This is a genomic window from Homoserinimonas sp. A520, assembly GCF_054489245.1.
In genome coordinates this window covers 156,711-171,099 of record NZ_JBTMWX010000004.1, presented here as the reverse complement: position 1 = coordinate 171,099, position 14,389 = coordinate 156,711, and the positions used below count along the sequence as shown (strand labels likewise).

Annotated in this window: 21 protein-coding genes; 12 read left to right on the top strand and 9 right to left on the bottom strand. The window is 66.8% G+C overall.

Annotated features, from left to right (window positions below):
• Positions 1 to 50 precede the first annotated feature (50 nt).
• Positions 51 to 221 carry a hypothetical protein gene (locus ACX3PH_RS11880; protein ID WP_459092762.1) on the top strand — a complete coding sequence of 57 codons (171 nt, stop codon included), beginning with the start codon at positions 51 to 53 and terminating at the stop codon, positions 219 to 221.
• Between the two features lie 21 nt (positions 222 to 242).
• Here the strand turns inward: ACX3PH_RS11880 and ACX3PH_RS11875 are convergent, their stop codons facing one another.
• The 4 genes from ACX3PH_RS11875 to ACX3PH_RS11860 all read right to left on the bottom strand — a co-directional run bounded on the left by ACX3PH_RS11875 (position 243) and on the right by ACX3PH_RS11860 (position 4,671).
• Complete coding sequence (locus ACX3PH_RS11875) at positions 243 to 677, bottom strand: hypothetical protein (RefSeq protein WP_459092760.1); 435 nt, start codon at positions 675 to 677, stop codon at positions 243 to 245.
• Positions 678 to 765: 88 nt separating this feature from the next.
• Positions 766 to 3,627 (bottom strand): helix-turn-helix transcriptional regulator, encoded by a 2,862-nt coding sequence (locus ACX3PH_RS11870; RefSeq protein WP_459092758.1) that lies wholly within the window; start codon positions 3,625 to 3,627, stop codon positions 766 to 768.
• A gap of 83 nt (positions 3,628 to 3,710) precedes the next feature.
• Positions 3,711 to 3,998 carry a hypothetical protein gene (locus tag ACX3PH_RS11865; RefSeq protein ID WP_459092756.1) on the bottom strand — a complete coding sequence of 96 codons (288 nt, stop codon included), beginning with the start codon at positions 3,996 to 3,998 and terminating at the stop codon, positions 3,711 to 3,713.
• Between the two features lie 100 nt (positions 3,999 to 4,098).
• A complete protein-coding gene (locus tag ACX3PH_RS11860) occupies positions 4,099 to 4,671 on the bottom strand; it encodes a TetR/AcrR family transcriptional regulator (protein WP_459092754.1) in 573 nt (190 codons plus the stop codon).
• A 101-nt stretch (positions 4,672 to 4,772) separates the two neighbouring features.
• Here ACX3PH_RS11860 and ACX3PH_RS11855 point away from each other — a divergent pair, with 101 nt between their 5' ends.
• Entirely contained in the window at positions 4,773 to 5,771 is a 999-nt protein-coding gene (locus ACX3PH_RS11855) for a sigma-70 family RNA polymerase sigma factor (protein WP_459092752.1), read from the top strand.
• A gap of 2 nt (positions 5,772 to 5,773) precedes the next feature.
• Here ACX3PH_RS11855 and ACX3PH_RS11850 read toward each other — a convergent pair whose 3' ends face one another.
• Positions 5,774 to 6,118, bottom strand: coding sequence for a DUF488 domain-containing protein (locus ACX3PH_RS11850; protein ID WP_459092750.1), 345 nt, complete (start codon positions 6,116 to 6,118; stop codon positions 5,774 to 5,776).
• A gap of 150 nt (positions 6,119 to 6,268) precedes the next feature.
• Between ACX3PH_RS11850 and ACX3PH_RS11845 the strand changes: the two genes are divergently transcribed.
• The 3 genes from ACX3PH_RS11845 (at position 6,269) to ACX3PH_RS11835 (ending at position 8,974) form a co-directional block, all read left to right on the top strand.
• Positions 6,269 to 6,640 carry a DUF2510 domain-containing protein gene (locus tag ACX3PH_RS11845; protein WP_459092749.1) on the top strand — a complete coding sequence of 124 codons (372 nt, stop codon included), beginning with the start codon at positions 6,269 to 6,271 and terminating at the stop codon, positions 6,638 to 6,640.
• Positions 6,641 to 6,742: 102 nt separating this feature from the next.
• Positions 6,743 to 8,044 (top strand): DUF2510 domain-containing protein, encoded by a 1,302-nt coding sequence (locus ACX3PH_RS11840; RefSeq protein ID WP_459092747.1) that lies wholly within the window; start codon positions 6,743 to 6,745, stop codon positions 8,042 to 8,044.
• A gap of 45 nt (positions 8,045 to 8,089) precedes the next feature.
• Entirely contained in the window at positions 8,090 to 8,974 is an 885-nt protein-coding gene (locus ACX3PH_RS11835) for an aminodeoxychorismate lyase (RefSeq protein ID WP_459092745.1), read from the top strand.
• Here ACX3PH_RS11835 and ACX3PH_RS11830 read toward each other — a convergent pair whose 3' ends face one another.
• Positions 8,975 to 9,583, bottom strand: a complete 609-nt coding sequence (locus tag ACX3PH_RS11830; RefSeq protein ID WP_459092743.1) for a TetR/AcrR family transcriptional regulator — start codon at positions 9,581 to 9,583, stop codon at positions 8,975 to 8,977.
• Here ACX3PH_RS11830 and ACX3PH_RS11825 point away from each other — a divergent pair.
• The 3 genes from ACX3PH_RS11825 to ACX3PH_RS11815 are packed head-to-tail and all read left to right on the top strand — an operon-like array spanning position 9,582 to position 10,830.
• Positions 9,582 to 9,737 carry a hypothetical protein gene (locus ACX3PH_RS11825; RefSeq protein ID WP_459092741.1) on the top strand — a complete coding sequence of 52 codons (156 nt, stop codon included), beginning with the start codon at positions 9,582 to 9,584 and terminating at the stop codon, positions 9,735 to 9,737. The genes ACX3PH_RS11830 and ACX3PH_RS11825 overlap by 2 nt on opposite strands.
• Before the next feature lie 53 nt (positions 9,738 to 9,790).
• On the top strand, positions 9,791 to 10,021 hold the full coding sequence (locus ACX3PH_RS11820) for a hypothetical protein (protein WP_459092739.1): 231 nt from the start codon (positions 9,791 to 9,793) through the stop codon (positions 10,019 to 10,021).
• An 11-nt stretch (positions 10,022 to 10,032) separates the two neighbouring features.
• Positions 10,033 to 10,830, top strand: a complete 798-nt coding sequence (locus tag ACX3PH_RS11815; RefSeq protein ID WP_459092737.1) for an SDR family oxidoreductase — start codon at positions 10,033 to 10,035, stop codon at positions 10,828 to 10,830.
• 6 nt (positions 10,831 to 10,836) lie between these two features.
• On the opposite strand, the gene ACX3PH_RS11810 is transcribed toward ACX3PH_RS11815, so the two are convergent.
• Positions 10,837 to 11,256: a DUF1761 domain-containing protein gene (locus ACX3PH_RS11810; RefSeq protein ID WP_459092735.1), complete on the bottom strand. Its 420-nt coding sequence runs from the start codon at positions 11,254 to 11,256 to the stop codon at positions 10,837 to 10,839.
• Positions 11,257 to 11,384: 128 nt separating this feature from the next.
• On the opposite strand from ACX3PH_RS11810, the gene ACX3PH_RS11805 reads away from it, so the two are divergent.
• From ACX3PH_RS11805 to ACX3PH_RS11795, 3 genes are all read left to right on the top strand, one after another.
• On the top strand, positions 11,385 to 12,062 hold the full coding sequence (locus tag ACX3PH_RS11805; protein ID WP_459092733.1) for a hypothetical protein: 678 nt from the start codon (positions 11,385 to 11,387) through the stop codon (positions 12,060 to 12,062).
• Positions 12,063 to 12,074: 12 nt separating this feature from the next.
• Positions 12,075 to 12,647 carry a DUF2382 domain-containing protein gene (locus tag ACX3PH_RS11800; RefSeq protein WP_459092731.1) on the top strand — a complete coding sequence of 191 codons (573 nt, stop codon included), beginning with the start codon at positions 12,075 to 12,077 and terminating at the stop codon, positions 12,645 to 12,647.
• 73 nt (positions 12,648 to 12,720) lie between these two features.
• Entirely contained in the window at positions 12,721 to 12,963 is a 243-nt protein-coding gene (locus ACX3PH_RS11795; protein ID WP_459092729.1) for a hypothetical protein, read from the top strand.
• A gap of 87 nt (positions 12,964 to 13,050) precedes the next feature.
• On the opposite strand, the gene ACX3PH_RS11790 is transcribed toward ACX3PH_RS11795, so the two are convergent.
• Entirely contained in the window at positions 13,051 to 13,347 is a 297-nt protein-coding gene (locus ACX3PH_RS11790; protein WP_459092727.1) for a hypothetical protein, read from the bottom strand.
• 37 nt (positions 13,348 to 13,384) lie between these two features.
• On the opposite strand from ACX3PH_RS11790, the gene ACX3PH_RS11785 reads away from it, so the two are divergent.
• Positions 13,385 to 13,669, top strand: coding sequence for a GNAT family N-acetyltransferase (locus ACX3PH_RS11785; RefSeq protein ID WP_459092725.1), 285 nt, complete (start codon positions 13,385 to 13,387; stop codon positions 13,667 to 13,669).
• Between the two features lie 4 nt (positions 13,670 to 13,673).
• Here ACX3PH_RS11785 and ACX3PH_RS11780 read toward each other — a convergent pair whose 3' ends face one another.
• Positions 13,674 to 14,309, bottom strand: a complete 636-nt coding sequence (locus ACX3PH_RS11780; protein ID WP_459092723.1) for a cob(I)yrinic acid a,c-diamide adenosyltransferase — start codon at positions 14,307 to 14,309, stop codon at positions 13,674 to 13,676.
• Positions 14,310 to 14,389 lie beyond the last annotated feature (80 nt).

Here is a 14,389-nt window from a genome sequence, read left to right as displayed (position 1 = left end):
GAGGAGCTGTCAAGGCTTGACTGTTGGCGCCGTCGGCGTACCGTCGAAGCATGGATACCGTCAGCTCCCGCGAGTACGAGCCGAACCTCGATGACGAACGCGAAGAAGACCTCTCTGACGAGCCCGAGAAGATGCCGCCTCCAACGATCGACCCCGACGAACGGATCGAAGCGGAGGACGAGGAGGACGACGATGGAGAGCGCCACGACGAGCAGCTCTGAGAGGCCTCAGTCGGCGCTGGGTCACGAGGCTGTGGGAGAGAACCGGTAATCGTCCTGTGCGATCCAGCGGACACCCCGATTGTGGCTGAGCAGCACACCGCGCACTTCGAGCTGCTCCAGGTCGAACGCCTCATGGATGCCCCGAGCCCAGGCGACATCCGCCGGCGTCAACGCCGATGACGCGTAGCGCTCGATGACGACGATGATCGATCCGGCGCCCGCGGCCTCCATCGCCTGGCCCATTGCCCGAGCGAGGTCGTGAACCGAGCCGTCGGGCACACTCGGCAGGTCGTCGAGCGGGATCATCAACGGCAGCTGAACCTGGTTGTCGTCGAGGAACAGAAACCACAATTGGTGGCGGCAGGCCCGGCCGATGAGCGCGCGCACGCGTTCCTCGATCAGCACCTGCGAGGTGAGCGGCCCGGTCTTGGCGTCGTGGTAGCTGGGAGTTCTCATCGCCCCATGCTCGCGGCGCAGCATCCGTCAGTTCCCGGGATCCCACGATTGGTGGCAACCAGATGCGGGCCGGCGCGGGGAAGGACTACTACGGCACCAGCGCCCGAGACGCCAGCACGGCCGCCTCGGTGCGCGTGGCGGCGCCGAGTTTCCGCAAGATGGCCGACACGTGCACCGACGCCGTCTTGGAGCTGATGAACAGCCGCTCGCCGATCTGCCGGTTGCTGAGGCCCTCTTCGACCAGTTCGAGTACCTGGCGTTCCCTGGCCGTCAGCTGAAGCCCGGCGGATGCCCGCACCGGCTGCTGGTCTGCGAGGACCAGCCCCGCACGTTCCGCGAACGCGGTAGCCCGGTCGACGATGAGGCCGGCTCCCAGCTCCCTGGCCGCAGCGACCGCCGCACGCAGGGAGTCCTGGCCGGCCGTCCTGTTCCCAGCCGTCGTCTGCGCCTGGCCCAGACGGAACAGCGAGTACGGCACCAACCAGGCCGTGCCGTCGGGTGCGCGCTCCGCCGCGAGCGCCCAGGCCTCGACCTGGTGTTCGGTCGCCAGTTCAGCCTCGAACTGGCTGTTCCAGACCGGCCAGGTCGGCCAGGATCGCATCGACTCCATGAGCGCACGTAGCCGCGACTCGCCAGTGGCGAATTCGGGCGGCAGGGCGGCGCCCGAATCTCGGCAGGCAGCCAGCACCCGGGCGGCGACTGCCAGCAACGGCACCCCGTAGGCCGGCAGCGGGCGGTGCCTGGTGTCCAGCAGGAACGCGACTTGTTCCAGTGCGCCATCCAGGTCACCGCACTCGAGCAGGAGTTCCGCGAGGACGCGCGCGTTTCCGAAGCGGTTCTGCGTCTCAGCCTGGCCACCCCTGATCAGCGCCTGCCGCCACTCCCGGTATTGCGCGTAAGCCGCTTCGACGTGCCCCCGCCGCAACAGCATCGACAACTTCGATTGCTGCAGGAACAGCTTGAATCCCGCGGACGGCGCCAAGGCGAGCATCCGGTCGGTGAGCTGTTCTGCGCGGTCCCAGCGACCCAATGCGATAAGTGGTTCGATGGCATTGGCTGCGAGGATCACCCCGGACACCCGTTCCACACCGAGTTCGCGGGCACGCTGCATGCCCTTCTCGGCGATCGCCAGCGCCCATTCGTACTGTCCGAGGTGAAAGCGCAGGTCTGACGCGTTCACTCGGTACCGCAGCATCGCGCCCGGGTCGCCCTGGGCGAGCGGGCGCGCACTGTCCAATTGGGCGAGTCCCTCCTCGACGCGGCCGAGATGGGCCTTGCAGAGGCCGGCCACGTTGGCGGCGACGGATGCCTGGGCCGGCACGTCGAGGGTCGCCGCCAGTTCGGCGGCCTGGGTGGCGGCGTCCAGCGCCCGCCCCAGGTCGCCCTCAAGCATCAAGCGCCCGGCCAGCGCGTTCAGCAGGCTGACGCGAAGCCGCTCGTTGACACCCGGCGGAACAAGTTCCAGCGCGCGCTCGAGCAGGAGCACAGAACCTGCCTGCGCGATCTGCCCGAGATAGTTGGCCTTGTCCCGCAGCAGTCGCGCCAGGGTGACACCGTCAGAGTCATACTCGTCAATGGCGACGTCCACCATGGCCAGTGCGCGTTCGCCGTCGCCTGCATTGCGGAGCGCGGACGCGGTCTTGGCGAGCAGGTCGACCCGGGTGCGGCCGGCCACCTCCTCGGCATCCGGAACCTGGTCCCAGAGGGAGAGTGCACGCTCCCCCAGCTGTGCCGCTGTCGCGTAGGCATAGGCGTGCTTGGCATCAGTCATCGCCGTCAGCGCAGAAGGGAATGCCCTGGCCGGATTGCCCGCGGCAAACCAGTGCTGGGCCACTTCTGACGAGGAGCAATCACCGGCCGCCTCCAGCGCTTCAGCAAACCCGGTGTGGAACCTGGCGCGCTCGCCCGGTAGCAAGTCGGCCTCGATCGCCTCGCGCACCAGGGCGTGCCGGAAGGTGTAGCTGTCCTCCTCCGTCTCCAGGACGTTTGCCGATACCGCTTCCCGCGCGGCGGCATCCAGGTCACTCGGGGTTCGCCCCGGCGTCGGCTGCTCGAAGACTGCTGCGAGCAGCCGGTGCGACACTCTCATCCCGCCGGCCGACAGCATCCGGAGCAGGTATTGCGCGGCGTCGCTCAACCGGTCATAGCGCGCCAGCAGCAGGTCGCGCAGGGTGTCGGGCAGCCCGACGCAGTCCCGGTCGACCAGCTCTTCGACAAAGAACGGCACCCCCTCGCTGCGCTCGAACACCCCAGCGAGGGTGTCCGGGTCTGGCTGCGTGCCGAGAATCCCGCGCGCCTGCGCCTCCACCTCGGCAAAGCCCAAACGACCCAATTGGATGCGCGTCAGAACCCGCGCACGCTCCGCGTTCGAGAGGAACGCCCGCAACGGATGCCCGCGGCTGACGTCGTCGCTGCGATAGCTGAGCAACAGCATGATGCGCCCAGCGGTGACAGCGTTCAGCAGGAATTGCAGTGCCGTGAGGCTGGCACTGTCGACCCAGTGCAGGTCTTCGATCACCACCACGATCGGCTGGTCGCGAGCAAAGGTCTCCAGGATCACAGCAACCATCTCGTGCAACCGCTCCAGCCCGGCGGCGGCCCGATCGGCTGGGCGGACGGTCAGCTCGGGGAGCAGCAGGGTGAGCGCCTCCCGGCCCGGTCCCGCAGCGGCGAGCACGGCATCCGCTCCCGCCTGCTGCACCAGGGAACGCAACACCGAGATGATCGGAGCGTAGGGAACGCCGGCCGCACCGAGGTCAACGCACTGCCCGACGAGAATGCGGGCGGACGCACTCGCCTGTACCTGGAATTCGGCGAGCAGCCGTGTCTTGCCGATTCCGGCCTCGCCGGCTACCACGACGGCACGCGGAACACCCTCGAGTGCTTCAGCGAGCACAGCGAGCAACTGCCGCAGTTCGCGGTCTCGCCCGATCATTGTCGGGCTTGCCACGGGCGATCTCACCCTTCCATCGTGCCACGGTCCTCCGACGGCGATGGAACCGTTTCCAGGCTCCGCTGCTGCGGACGAGTTGATCATTGGTGGTAGGCCGGCTCACGCTCCGGCTCCGCCACCGCTTCTCTTCCGGTTGCTTGCGACGACCGGCTCGTTCCGCGCCGAATTGCGCGGAGCGCGGCCACCAGTTGGCCCGCGCGCCACGCTGTGCGGCGCGTAGTGCGCTCGGCACGGGCGGCTCGGCGGTTCGTGCGCTCCTCGGCCACCCGCTCAGCCCCTCGCTCGGCCATGACCCGGGCCCGCTCCAACTCGCGCGGCATGCTCTCCTCGCGCTGCCGCCACTGGGTGTACTGCATGTAGTCCGACATCTGCTCTCCTTGATCGATGTCTCCATCGTGATTTCTAAGGAGGACCCGGCGGATCGGGCGGTTGCCCTATCTTCTGCGAACAGGGCCTTAGGCGGATGAGCTACTTCTCGTGCGTGGCGATCAACATCTCGGCGACGCTCTTGGTTCGACGGGCGGCGTCGGCGTCCCCCATCATGGCCGCGATGATGGCGCCCTTCATCAGGATCTGGAAGGTGTGGCCGAAGTTGACCGGGTCCCGCAGCGAGGCATCCTCCGCCATCTGCTGCACCGACTTGCGCACATCGCCCAGGTGCTCGATGCTCGCCTTGCCGAGCGGATGCTCCGGGCCCATCTCGATCAGCACGTTGACGAAGGAGTCGCCCTCGAAGTCGTCCCGCCGGAACCACTCGTCGAAAATGTCGAAGATCGCGAGCAGCCTGGTGCGCGGATCTCCTGTCCTCCGCCTCGATTCGGCTACCACCGCATCCGTGCTCCACACCTCCGCCCGAAGCGTCAGGAAGTCTGCCGCCAACTCGTTCTTGGAGGAGTAATGCCGGTAGAAAGTCGCGATCGCCACACCCGATACGCGGATGATCTCATCCACGCTGACATCGCGAACGCCCCGCTGGGAAAAGAGGTCGTAGGCCGTCATCAGGATGCGCTTCTTGGCGCTTGGCCTCGTCGCATCCGCCATGTCAACCCCTTTTCTCCTACTTGACAGAATCCCCGGTCTACCCCCTAATGGGTGGTAGAGAGAACGCTCGCTCTTAGATACTACCAACGGGAGGTCGGACAGTGAGCCTTGCAGAACGTATCGAACCCCGCGTTACCTCCAAGACGGTAACCGCCAAATCGCAGAAGGTAACCGCCAGCGCCCAACCGGATACCGCGCGGAGGCCAATCCCCGGCGCCAGCGACGACGCTGTACGGGACTACCTGCAGAAGATCGGGTCAATCCCGATCCTCACTGCAGAAGAAGAAATCGAGCTGGCCATCTGCATCGAAGTCGGGGTCCTCGCTCAGGAGAAACTCGACTCCGGCGAGGTGAAGCCGGGCACCGAGTTGGCGCGCGAACTGCGAACCCTCGTCCACGACGGAGAGGCCGCCTACCTCCGATTCTTCCGCTCGAACCTCAAGCTGGTTGTCACCGTCGCGAAACGATACGGCGGGAAAGGCACCCAGTTCATGGATCTCATCCAGGACGGCAACCTCGGCCTCGACCGCGCCGTCAAGAAGTTCGACTACCGCCAGGGATTCAAGTTCTCCACCTACGCCATGTGGTGGATCAAGCAGGCGGTGGCGCGGTCTGTGTCGGAAGCCAGACTCATCCGTGTGCCGGTTCATACGGCGGAGAAGGTCGCCAGTGTGCGCCGAACTTCACATCAGCTCGAGTTGGAGTTGGGACGGGTTCCCACTCCGGAAGAACTCGCCATCGAGACGAACTTCAGCGTTGAAGACATCCACAAGTTCCTGGATGCCGACCGGGAGCCGGTGTCCCTCCATACGCTTGTCGGCGACGACGGCGGCACCGAACTGGGCGACCTGATCGAAGACGACGAGGACGCCCCCGTCGTCGACATCATCGGGGCACTCCTGCGCACCGAACTGTTGCGCAAGAAGGTGGCGGACCTTCCGCCGCGGGAAGCCGAGATCATCCAGATGCGCTTCGGGCTGCGTGAGGACGCGCCGATGACCTTCACGCAGGTCGGTTCGGCCCTGGGAGTGTCCAGGGAGCGGGTGCGCCAGATCGAGCATCGCGCCTTGGCACGGCTCCGCTGCAAGGAGCTGAAGTAGGGCTACCGCGCCAGGTGGTCGCGCAGCACAACAGCCTGATTGTGCTCCGTGTCGCGCGCGCCATAGAGCAGCGTCACCTTGCGGTGTGAACGGATGATCTCACGCAGGCTTTCGAGAACAGGGTTGGCTGCGAGTTCTTCTCGATAGCGTTTCGCGAAATCGTCGAAGCGGTCTGGATCATGGCCGAACCAGGAACGCAGCTCATCCGTCGGCGCGACGTCCTTCACCCACTCGTCGAGGTGGGCGGAATCCTTGCTCAGGCCCCGCGGCCAGATGCGATCGACCAGCACCCGGTAACCGTCGCGCTGGCCAGGGTCGTCGTACACCCGCTTGATGACTACGGTCATAACTCCACCTTGCCACTATCGGCAGGATTCGAGCCGCGGTCATGAGTGCCTTCCACCAAAACTGTGCTGCCTTTGTGTAGGTTCGCTCCCAGCATTCACCGGCATGATCGGCGATGATTGTGGTACGAGTGCGCGAGGAGATAGAAGGACATGGGAGTCACCGCAACCACCCGCCTGCCGGCCGGGTGGTATCCGGATCCGGAAGGCGGCAACCGACGCCGTTGGTGGGACGGCCAGGAATGGACCCAGTACACCGCCGACTTCCAGCGGCCAACCTCCGTGGACGAGCTCACGCTCGAACCGCCCATTGACGCGCCGAGCGGCAAGAAGAAACCGGCCAAGGCCGCTCGCAAGCTGCGCCGGGTCGAAGACACCGAGGTGCCGGATGCTTCCCCGGCAACGCCCGTGAGTTCCACCCCTGAGCGCCTGGGGCGCTGGCTCGCCGGGGTCGTACATCGCGCTCCCTCGGTCACCAAGCGTCGGACCCGCAAGGGTCGCCGCGCGCATCGATCGGCCGATTGACCGATCGTCTGCGCCCCCAACACGGGGGCATGAAAGCTCATATCTGCTGCCCTAGACTCACACGAGGGGGAACGCGAGGTCTCGGTTAGGGGACAGAGAAGTATGACCGACGCACTGAGTCCAGCAGTGCCGGCGGGCTGGTATCCAGACCCGTGGGGGTCTACTTCGCAGCGCTGGTGGGACGGCACGTCCTGGAGCGCGAACCTGGACCCGCAACCGGAGGCCCAACTGGAAACTCAGCCGGAGCCCCAGCCGGAGAAAGCGGCGGATGCGCCGGTGCCGGTGGCTGTCGGCGCCCAGGTTTACGACTCCTCCGCCGCAGTGGAGGAAGACTACGTACCGGTCGCCGCGCGATCGACCTTCGAACCGGCATCCTCGTATCGGGACGCCGCAGCGCCAGCACCGGTTTCGCCGTACCCGTCACGTCGCACCCTGCGCGAACTGGCCTCCGCGACGAACACAGCGTCCGACGAAGAGCACCCTGCTGCACTAACGGAGGACGGCCCCATGGAATCGCAACCCCGCGAAGCTCCCCTCAGTGGTGGCCTGCCTGCGTTCACGCAGGCCCCCGAGTTCTCACCCGAACCCGTTTCGGCGCTGCCTCCTCCGGTGTGGCAAGACCCAGAGGTCGAGGCAGACGTTGCCGTGCAGGCGACCACACCGGAACCGGTGGCCGAGACACCCGAGCCAGCACCCGCACTCCCTCCGGTGGCGTTGGAGCCGCCGCTTCCGGTGCCCGAAACCAGCGCCTCGTCCGAGCCGGCCACCTCCACGCCTGCTGACGATCCGACCGGTGCCGACGACGACTGGGCAGCCTCCCTGGCCCGCTGGGAAGACGTGGAGACGACATCCGCACCCCCGGACGCCCTGCCCATCTTCGGCGACTCGCCGCCGGTCTCGTACTCGCAACGCGCCGTGAAGTACCAGCCGATGCACGGTCGCACCTCTCCGGTCTGGCTGATCGTGTTCATGCCGGTGGTGCAGCTGGTCAGCATGGTCGGAAGCCTCTACCTCTTCCCCGGCCTGCTCGGGTTCGACGCCGAACTGTTCGCTCTCGTCCCCACGGAGGCCGCCGCGATGGGGCTCCTGCTCAGCCTGCGGGACTGGCTGCTGTTCGCCGCGCTCCCCCTCACTTTCGCGTTCTTCGTCTTCACCTTCATCATGGGGTTCCAGGACCGTGCCCGGCTGCGCCTGCTCGGTCACGACCAAACCGCCTCGCCCTGGTGGATCGTGCTGAGCCCGCTCGTCTACCTGATCGTGCGCAGCGTGAGGGTGCGGCAGTGCACCGGCCGCCGTGGGTCGGGTCCGCTGACCACCTACGTCTGCCTGTACATCGCGCCGCCGATCGCGCTCATTGTCGCGCGTGCGGTGACCACTGCGCTCTCCGGGGCGATCCCAGGCTGATTCATTCGTCGCCGAGTACGCAGTCGAGTACGCGAGAATTGCCCTATGCAGGCCCTCGCCATACTCAACCAGCCGTCAGCGGATGCGCCACCCCACCAGCCGGGACAGCCACCCTTCGAGCTGGCGGACCCGAACGGCCTTCACCTGAGCGTTCTCGACCTGGGCGCGACCCGCGGCGACGGCGTCTTCGAGACCGTCAGTGTCGCATCCGGTACTCCCCAGGCCCTGGAACCCCACCTGGCCCGCTTCGCCCGCTCGGCGATGGCGCTGGACCTTCCGGCACCGGACCCGGATGCGTGGCGCCAGGCGATTATGGCGGTCGCCGACGCCCTCGCCGACCTGCCCGAGGCTGCGGTCAAGACCGTCTACACCCGCGGGGTGGAGGGCGACGGGCGGCCAACCGGCTGGGTGTACGGTACCGCGGCACCAGACTTTTCGCATGCACGAGCCCGCGGCATCCGTGTGGTCACCCTCGACCGCGGCTACCGGCACGACGTTGCCACCACGTCGCCGTGGCTGCTCGCGGATGCCAAGACGCTCTCCTATGCCGTGAACCGTTCGGTGTTGCGGGAGGCGGCACGACGCGGCGCCGACGACGTGATCTTCATCAGCTCGGACGGTTACGTGCTGGAGGGGCCGTCATCGTCGGTGCTGTTGCGACGCGGCGACACGCTCGTGACCCCGGGCACCGGCCTGGCCATCCTCGATGGCACCACCCAGGGCAGCATCTTCACCTTCGCGGCAACCCGTGGGATGCCGACCGAATTCGCGCTCGCTCCCGCCGAGACGCTGCGGCAGGCGGATGCCCTCTGGCTGGTTTCCAGCACCCGGCTCGCTGCGCCCGTCGTCGCGCTGGACGGCGTGCCGATGCCCGTGGACCGGGAACTGACAGCCGCCATGAACGAGTACCTCGCCGCTCGCACCAGCTGACTAGGCAAGCACGCTGCGGAGGCTGTTCGCCAGCCACTGGCGATAGGCCTCGGCGCTCCAGTCGCCGTCGACCACCAGCGATCGGTAGGACTGCGGATGCCCGAGCGCCCAGATCGCGGCAGCCACCTGCGCGTCGCTCGACCCCGACGTCAGCCCGCCGCGGCTGCGCGCCACCGCGGCAACTTTTCCGTAGTTGCTGAGCCGGCGTTCCCCGCGCTCCCGTTCCAGCGCAGCAACCTCCGGGTAGACGGCGGCTGTCTGGTGGATGAGGGTGAGGATCTCATTGCTGCGTTCATTCACCTCCGCGATCCAGTCGGCGAGCAGGCGGCTGAGGCCGGTGAGGCCGCCCGTGGCATCCGCCCGCGCCTGCATGAACTCGGAAACGCTCCGCGGGGCGTCAGGACCCGCCGTCACCTGGTCGAGCACGGCCGCCAGCAGGGCGGCCTTGTTGCCGATCGAGTTGTAGATGGTCTGCACTGCGACTCCAGCGAGTTCAGCCACAGCGGTCAACGAGGTGCGCACATAGCCCCGGGTGAGGAACAACTCCCTGGCGGCGGCCACGATCTCGGCCCTCGTGGCACCCGCCTGCAGGTCCCGTCGATTCGCCATGGTTAGAGCGTATGCGGTTGCCGGCGGGTTCCGTGGCTGGACGCTCGCTGAGCACCAGTACCGCGAAGGCACACCGGTGCCTATCGTCGCCGGTATGAACACGTCAACAGGAAACGAAGATAGCGACCTGGGAACCGACCTGCGGAACACCTGAAGCTTCGCTGTGTGAGGGTTCCAGGTCGGTGAGCGGATGCCTATGGTGGCCGCATGAACGAGCGCGAACGAGCCCAGGATCCGGCAGAGGGCCCGGACGATCCCAACGTCTACGAGCCGGAGCCTGGCCAACCGGGCACCGGACCGGATGGCGACGATGCCGAAATCGGTATCGATGACATCGGCGAGGCGATGCCGGGCGCCGGACGGATGAACGAGAGCACCGAGGACCCGAACTCCTCGGACCCCGACCTCCGCCCCGACAGCCCTGCTCCACTGCCCTGAGCCGGAGCACCATGGAATACCACCCGAAGCGGGCAATTGTCACCGGGTCGGACTCGGGTATCGGTCGTGCGACCGCGGTCGCATTGGCGGCAGCTGGCATGGATGTCGGCGTGACCTGGCACTCCGACGAGGCCGGCGCGTACGAGACCGCTGATCTGGTGCGCAACCTCGGCCAGAACGCAATCGTCGAGCGTCTCGACCTGACCGAGCTGCCCGGCTGTGCGGACGTCATCGACACCCTCGCTGAGCAGTTGGGCGGCCTGGACGTATTCGTGAACAATTCCGGCACCGGGTCGAACACGCCCATGCTGGACACCGATTTCGAACTGTGGCGCACGATCATGGCCACAGACCTGGATGGCGCGTTCCTCTGCATCCAGCGCGCCTGCCGCCGGATGGTCGCGGCCGGCAACGGCGGGCGGATCATCGCGGTGACCAGCGTGCACGAACACCAGCCGCGAGTCGGGTCGGCGGCATACGACGCCGCCAAGCACGGGCTCGGCGGCCTGATCAAGACGATCGCCCTTGAGCTGGGCGAGCACGGTGTGACGGCCAACTCGGTCGCTCCCGGCGAGATCGCGACCCCGATGACCGGGCAGGAGGACGCGGACCCTCACCGCATTCATCGCCCGGGCGTGCCGCTCGGCCGCCCGGGTGACGCCCGCGAGGTCGCAGCGGTCATCGCGTTCCTGGCGTCAGCCCAGGCGTCGTACGTCACCGGCGCATCCTGGGTCGTCGACGGCGGCATGCTGCAGATGGGCCCTCAGGCCGGATCGCACCTGACCTCGGATGAGTGGCGGAACGGTTGACCGCGACTAGGCGGCGCTGATCCCGAACAGGCCGATGATGAGGGCCATCACGAGGTAGGTGACCAACTCGTGGGAGATGTTCAGGAGGGTGAGCATCCGCGGCCGGTTCTCAAAAGCATCGTGCGTGATGAAGCGTGCAGCCGTGAAGCCGGCCCAGAGGATGATCGCGGTGACTATGGTGTTCGCCAGGAAGGCTCCGCCGTAGAAGTGCTGCGCGATCGCGGCCGCGCCAGCCAGTACCCAGGCGCTGATGAAGCTCACGATGATGGTCACGATGATCGCCACAACCGCGTTCGACTTGGTCTCGACGCGGGCCGTCTTCTCCCACCAGGTTCCGAAAACCCTTGGCGCGTACCAGACGGATCCGACCACCATCGTCGACAGCGTGGCGACGATCACTGCCCACCAGTTGATCTCGGGAACCATGACGTACCTCTTCCTTGAAGTTGTCTCGAAGTCTACCCTCGCCGCCTTGCGTGGCCACGCTCGCGGGCGTACACCGGTACACACGAACAGTTGTACAGCGAAGCACCACCCACACGAAAGGGTCGATGATGAGTACACACGGAAATCGGAACCGCGGCCGGGACGACAAGGACCACGCCAACAGTGGTTACAGCACACGGGACGAGCGACGCGGAGCGGTTCCGGTAGAGCCGACGAGTTCGCTCCGCGAGGACGTCGCCGAGCGGGAGGAAGAGCGTTTCGGCGGGGTCAAGATCGGTTCGGCATTCTTCGGCTGGCTGGCCGCCATGGGCATGGCAGTGTTGCTGACGGCGGTCGTCGCAGCGGCTGGAGCTGTCGTCGGCCTGGGGCTCACCGGCGATGTCGAGGATGCCACCGGAGCCGCCGCTGACAATGCCGAGACGGTCGGCGTGATCGGCGCAATCGCGCTGATCGTCATCATGCTGGTCGCCTACTATTGCGGCGGCTACGTCGCCGGGAGAATGGCCAGGTTCGACGGCGCGAAGCAAGGGATCGCCGTGTGGGTCTGGGCGGTCGTGATCGCGATCGTCGTGGCCATCCTGGCTGCCATCGGCGGCGCCGACTTCAACATCCTGGCGAACGTGAACGGGTTCCCCCGCATCCCGATCAACGAGGGAGACCTGACCACAGCGAGCATCATCACCGCCGTGCTGGTGGCCGTGGCGAGCCTGGTCGGAGCGATCCTCGGCGGGATGGCAGGCATGCGCTTCCACCGCAGGGTCGACCGCGTCGGCCTCGGACGCTAGGAGGGTGCAGCGATGATCAGCAACGAGAACCTGGGCAGCATCATGGGCGCGCCCGTCGTCGGCCCGGACGATGACCGCATTGGAACGGTGGGCCAGGTCTTCGTCGACCCGACCACCGGTGCACCCAATTGGGTCACCGTCCACACCGGCCTGTTCGGCCGGCACGAGACCTTCGTTCCCCTGAACGAGGCGACCTGGGACCGGGAGGTGCTGCACGTGCCCTACGAGAAGGACCTGGTGAAGGAGGCACCGCGCATCGACACCGACGAGGCGCTGACTCCCCGGGCCGAGGACGACCTCTACCGGTACTACCGGATGGGCGCGGAAGCATCAGACGATGATGAAGAGCGCGACGATGATGAGCACGAGGATCGTACTGAGGACGCGGATGCTGCGCCCACCACCGGCGAGAGCCTCCGGTTGCGCAAGTACACGGTCACCGAGGAGCACAACGTGACCGTTCCGGTCACCCACGAGGAGGTTCGCCTGGAGCCGGATACGAACGCCGAGGCGCCGGGCGCAGAGGCGAACGGCGACAAGGAGGGGTCGTCAGACCGCAATCGCCGGGGCCGCCACCGCGCCTGACAGCCGACGCGTGACATCCGCAGGTTGCAGTCGTAGTATCTCCGCATCAATCCGTGCAAAAAGGGGAACCACCATGAGCAACACCAACCTTCCGTCGGGCACCCACGAGACGATGGCCGACGTCTACGACATGGACGGAGCCGACACCCAGGAGGAGTACGTGGGCGCCGACACTGTCGACGACGAGGACGTTGTAGATGACGCCGACGAGCTGGTCGATGATGACGACGACGACCTGCTGATCGAGGACGACGATGACGACCTGCTGGATGACGAAGACCTGGTGATCGACGACGAGGACGACGACGACCTCTAGCGCCATCCGCACGCCTCGCCCGTCAGCTACGGACACGCCCGTACACGCAACGCAGCCCGCTGGGTCCGCAGCTGACGGGCGAGGCGGTCAGGAAGCGCGCACCACGTACCAGCGGCCCTTCACCCGCTCCGTGACCTTCCACACCAGCACCTCGGCAGCCTGGGCCGTCGCCGCCGCAATGTGCGCCCCGAGTTGCCGGGCGAGCTCTGCGTCATCCGCTGTGAACCGAATCGTGATTCGCGGGGCTCCGGCCACGATCCCCAGGTCGGCGGCCTCGACCGTGGTCAGCTCCCGCGCCGCCTCGGCCGCGACCGGAAGCACCCGGTCGGGGGCGACGCCCGGCTTCAGCATCCCGACGGTCATGGTCACGCGGTAGGAGGGCACCCAGTCAGGCTACGGGGAAGCAGCCTAGGCTGGCATCATGGCCAAGGAACTTGCACACGAGACGGATGCCGGACGCTACACCCTGCGCGACGGCAAGGACCTGCTCGCGACCGCCGATTACCGCATCAACGGCAACCAGATCTCATTCCACCACACCTACACGAGCCCCGCGCACCGCGGAAAAGGGCTGGCCGGGGAAGTGGTCACCTATGCGATCGACGACGTGGAGCAGAACACCACCTACCGCGTGGTCCCGATGTGCTGGTACGTCGGAAAGTGGTTCGACGAGCACCCGGAGCGCGCGGGCCTGCTCACCCGCTGACCGGCTATTCGCCTGGCTGCTCCACCGGCAGTTCGATCGGCTCCCCCGCCATCGCCCTGGCTGACGCCTCCGGCACCCACAGCACGTCCCCGTGCTCGACGTTGGCGCCGCGCGCGATCACGAAGAGCAGCAGCGACAACCGGTTGAGGTAGTGCGCGGACAGCTCATTCAACTGGCCGGGATACGCCTCGATGGCCGTCCACACCGAGCGCTCAGCCCGCCGTACCACCGCGCGCGCCTGATAGAGCAGCGCCGCGGCGAGAGTGCCGCCGGGCAGGATCATGCCGCTGAGGTCGGAGGCTTCCAGCACGAAATGGTCGACCGCGCGCTCCAGCCGCTCAATGTGCGCCTGCTGAATGCGCGCATCCGCTTCTGAGCCCACCGGCGACGCCAGGTCGGTCACCAGGTCGAACAGGTCGTTCTGCACGCTGGCAAGCATCGTGATCACGTGATTCGGCAGCGCACCGCCGGCGATGGCGACACTGACGGCCGAGTTCGCTTCATCGCAGTCCGCGTAAGCGGCGACCCGCGCATCCGTCTTCGACAGCACGCCGTGCCCACCCAGCCTGGTGTTCCCGGAGTCGCCGGCATGGGTTTTCCTGGTGAGTTCGTTCAGGTTCGCTTCGTGCTCTTCAACCATGCGGACACTATAGGCGCACCCCCCGTCCGGGGGTAGCGTGGCTGTATTCAGTCCCGGAAACCGACGACGGCTCGAGGAGT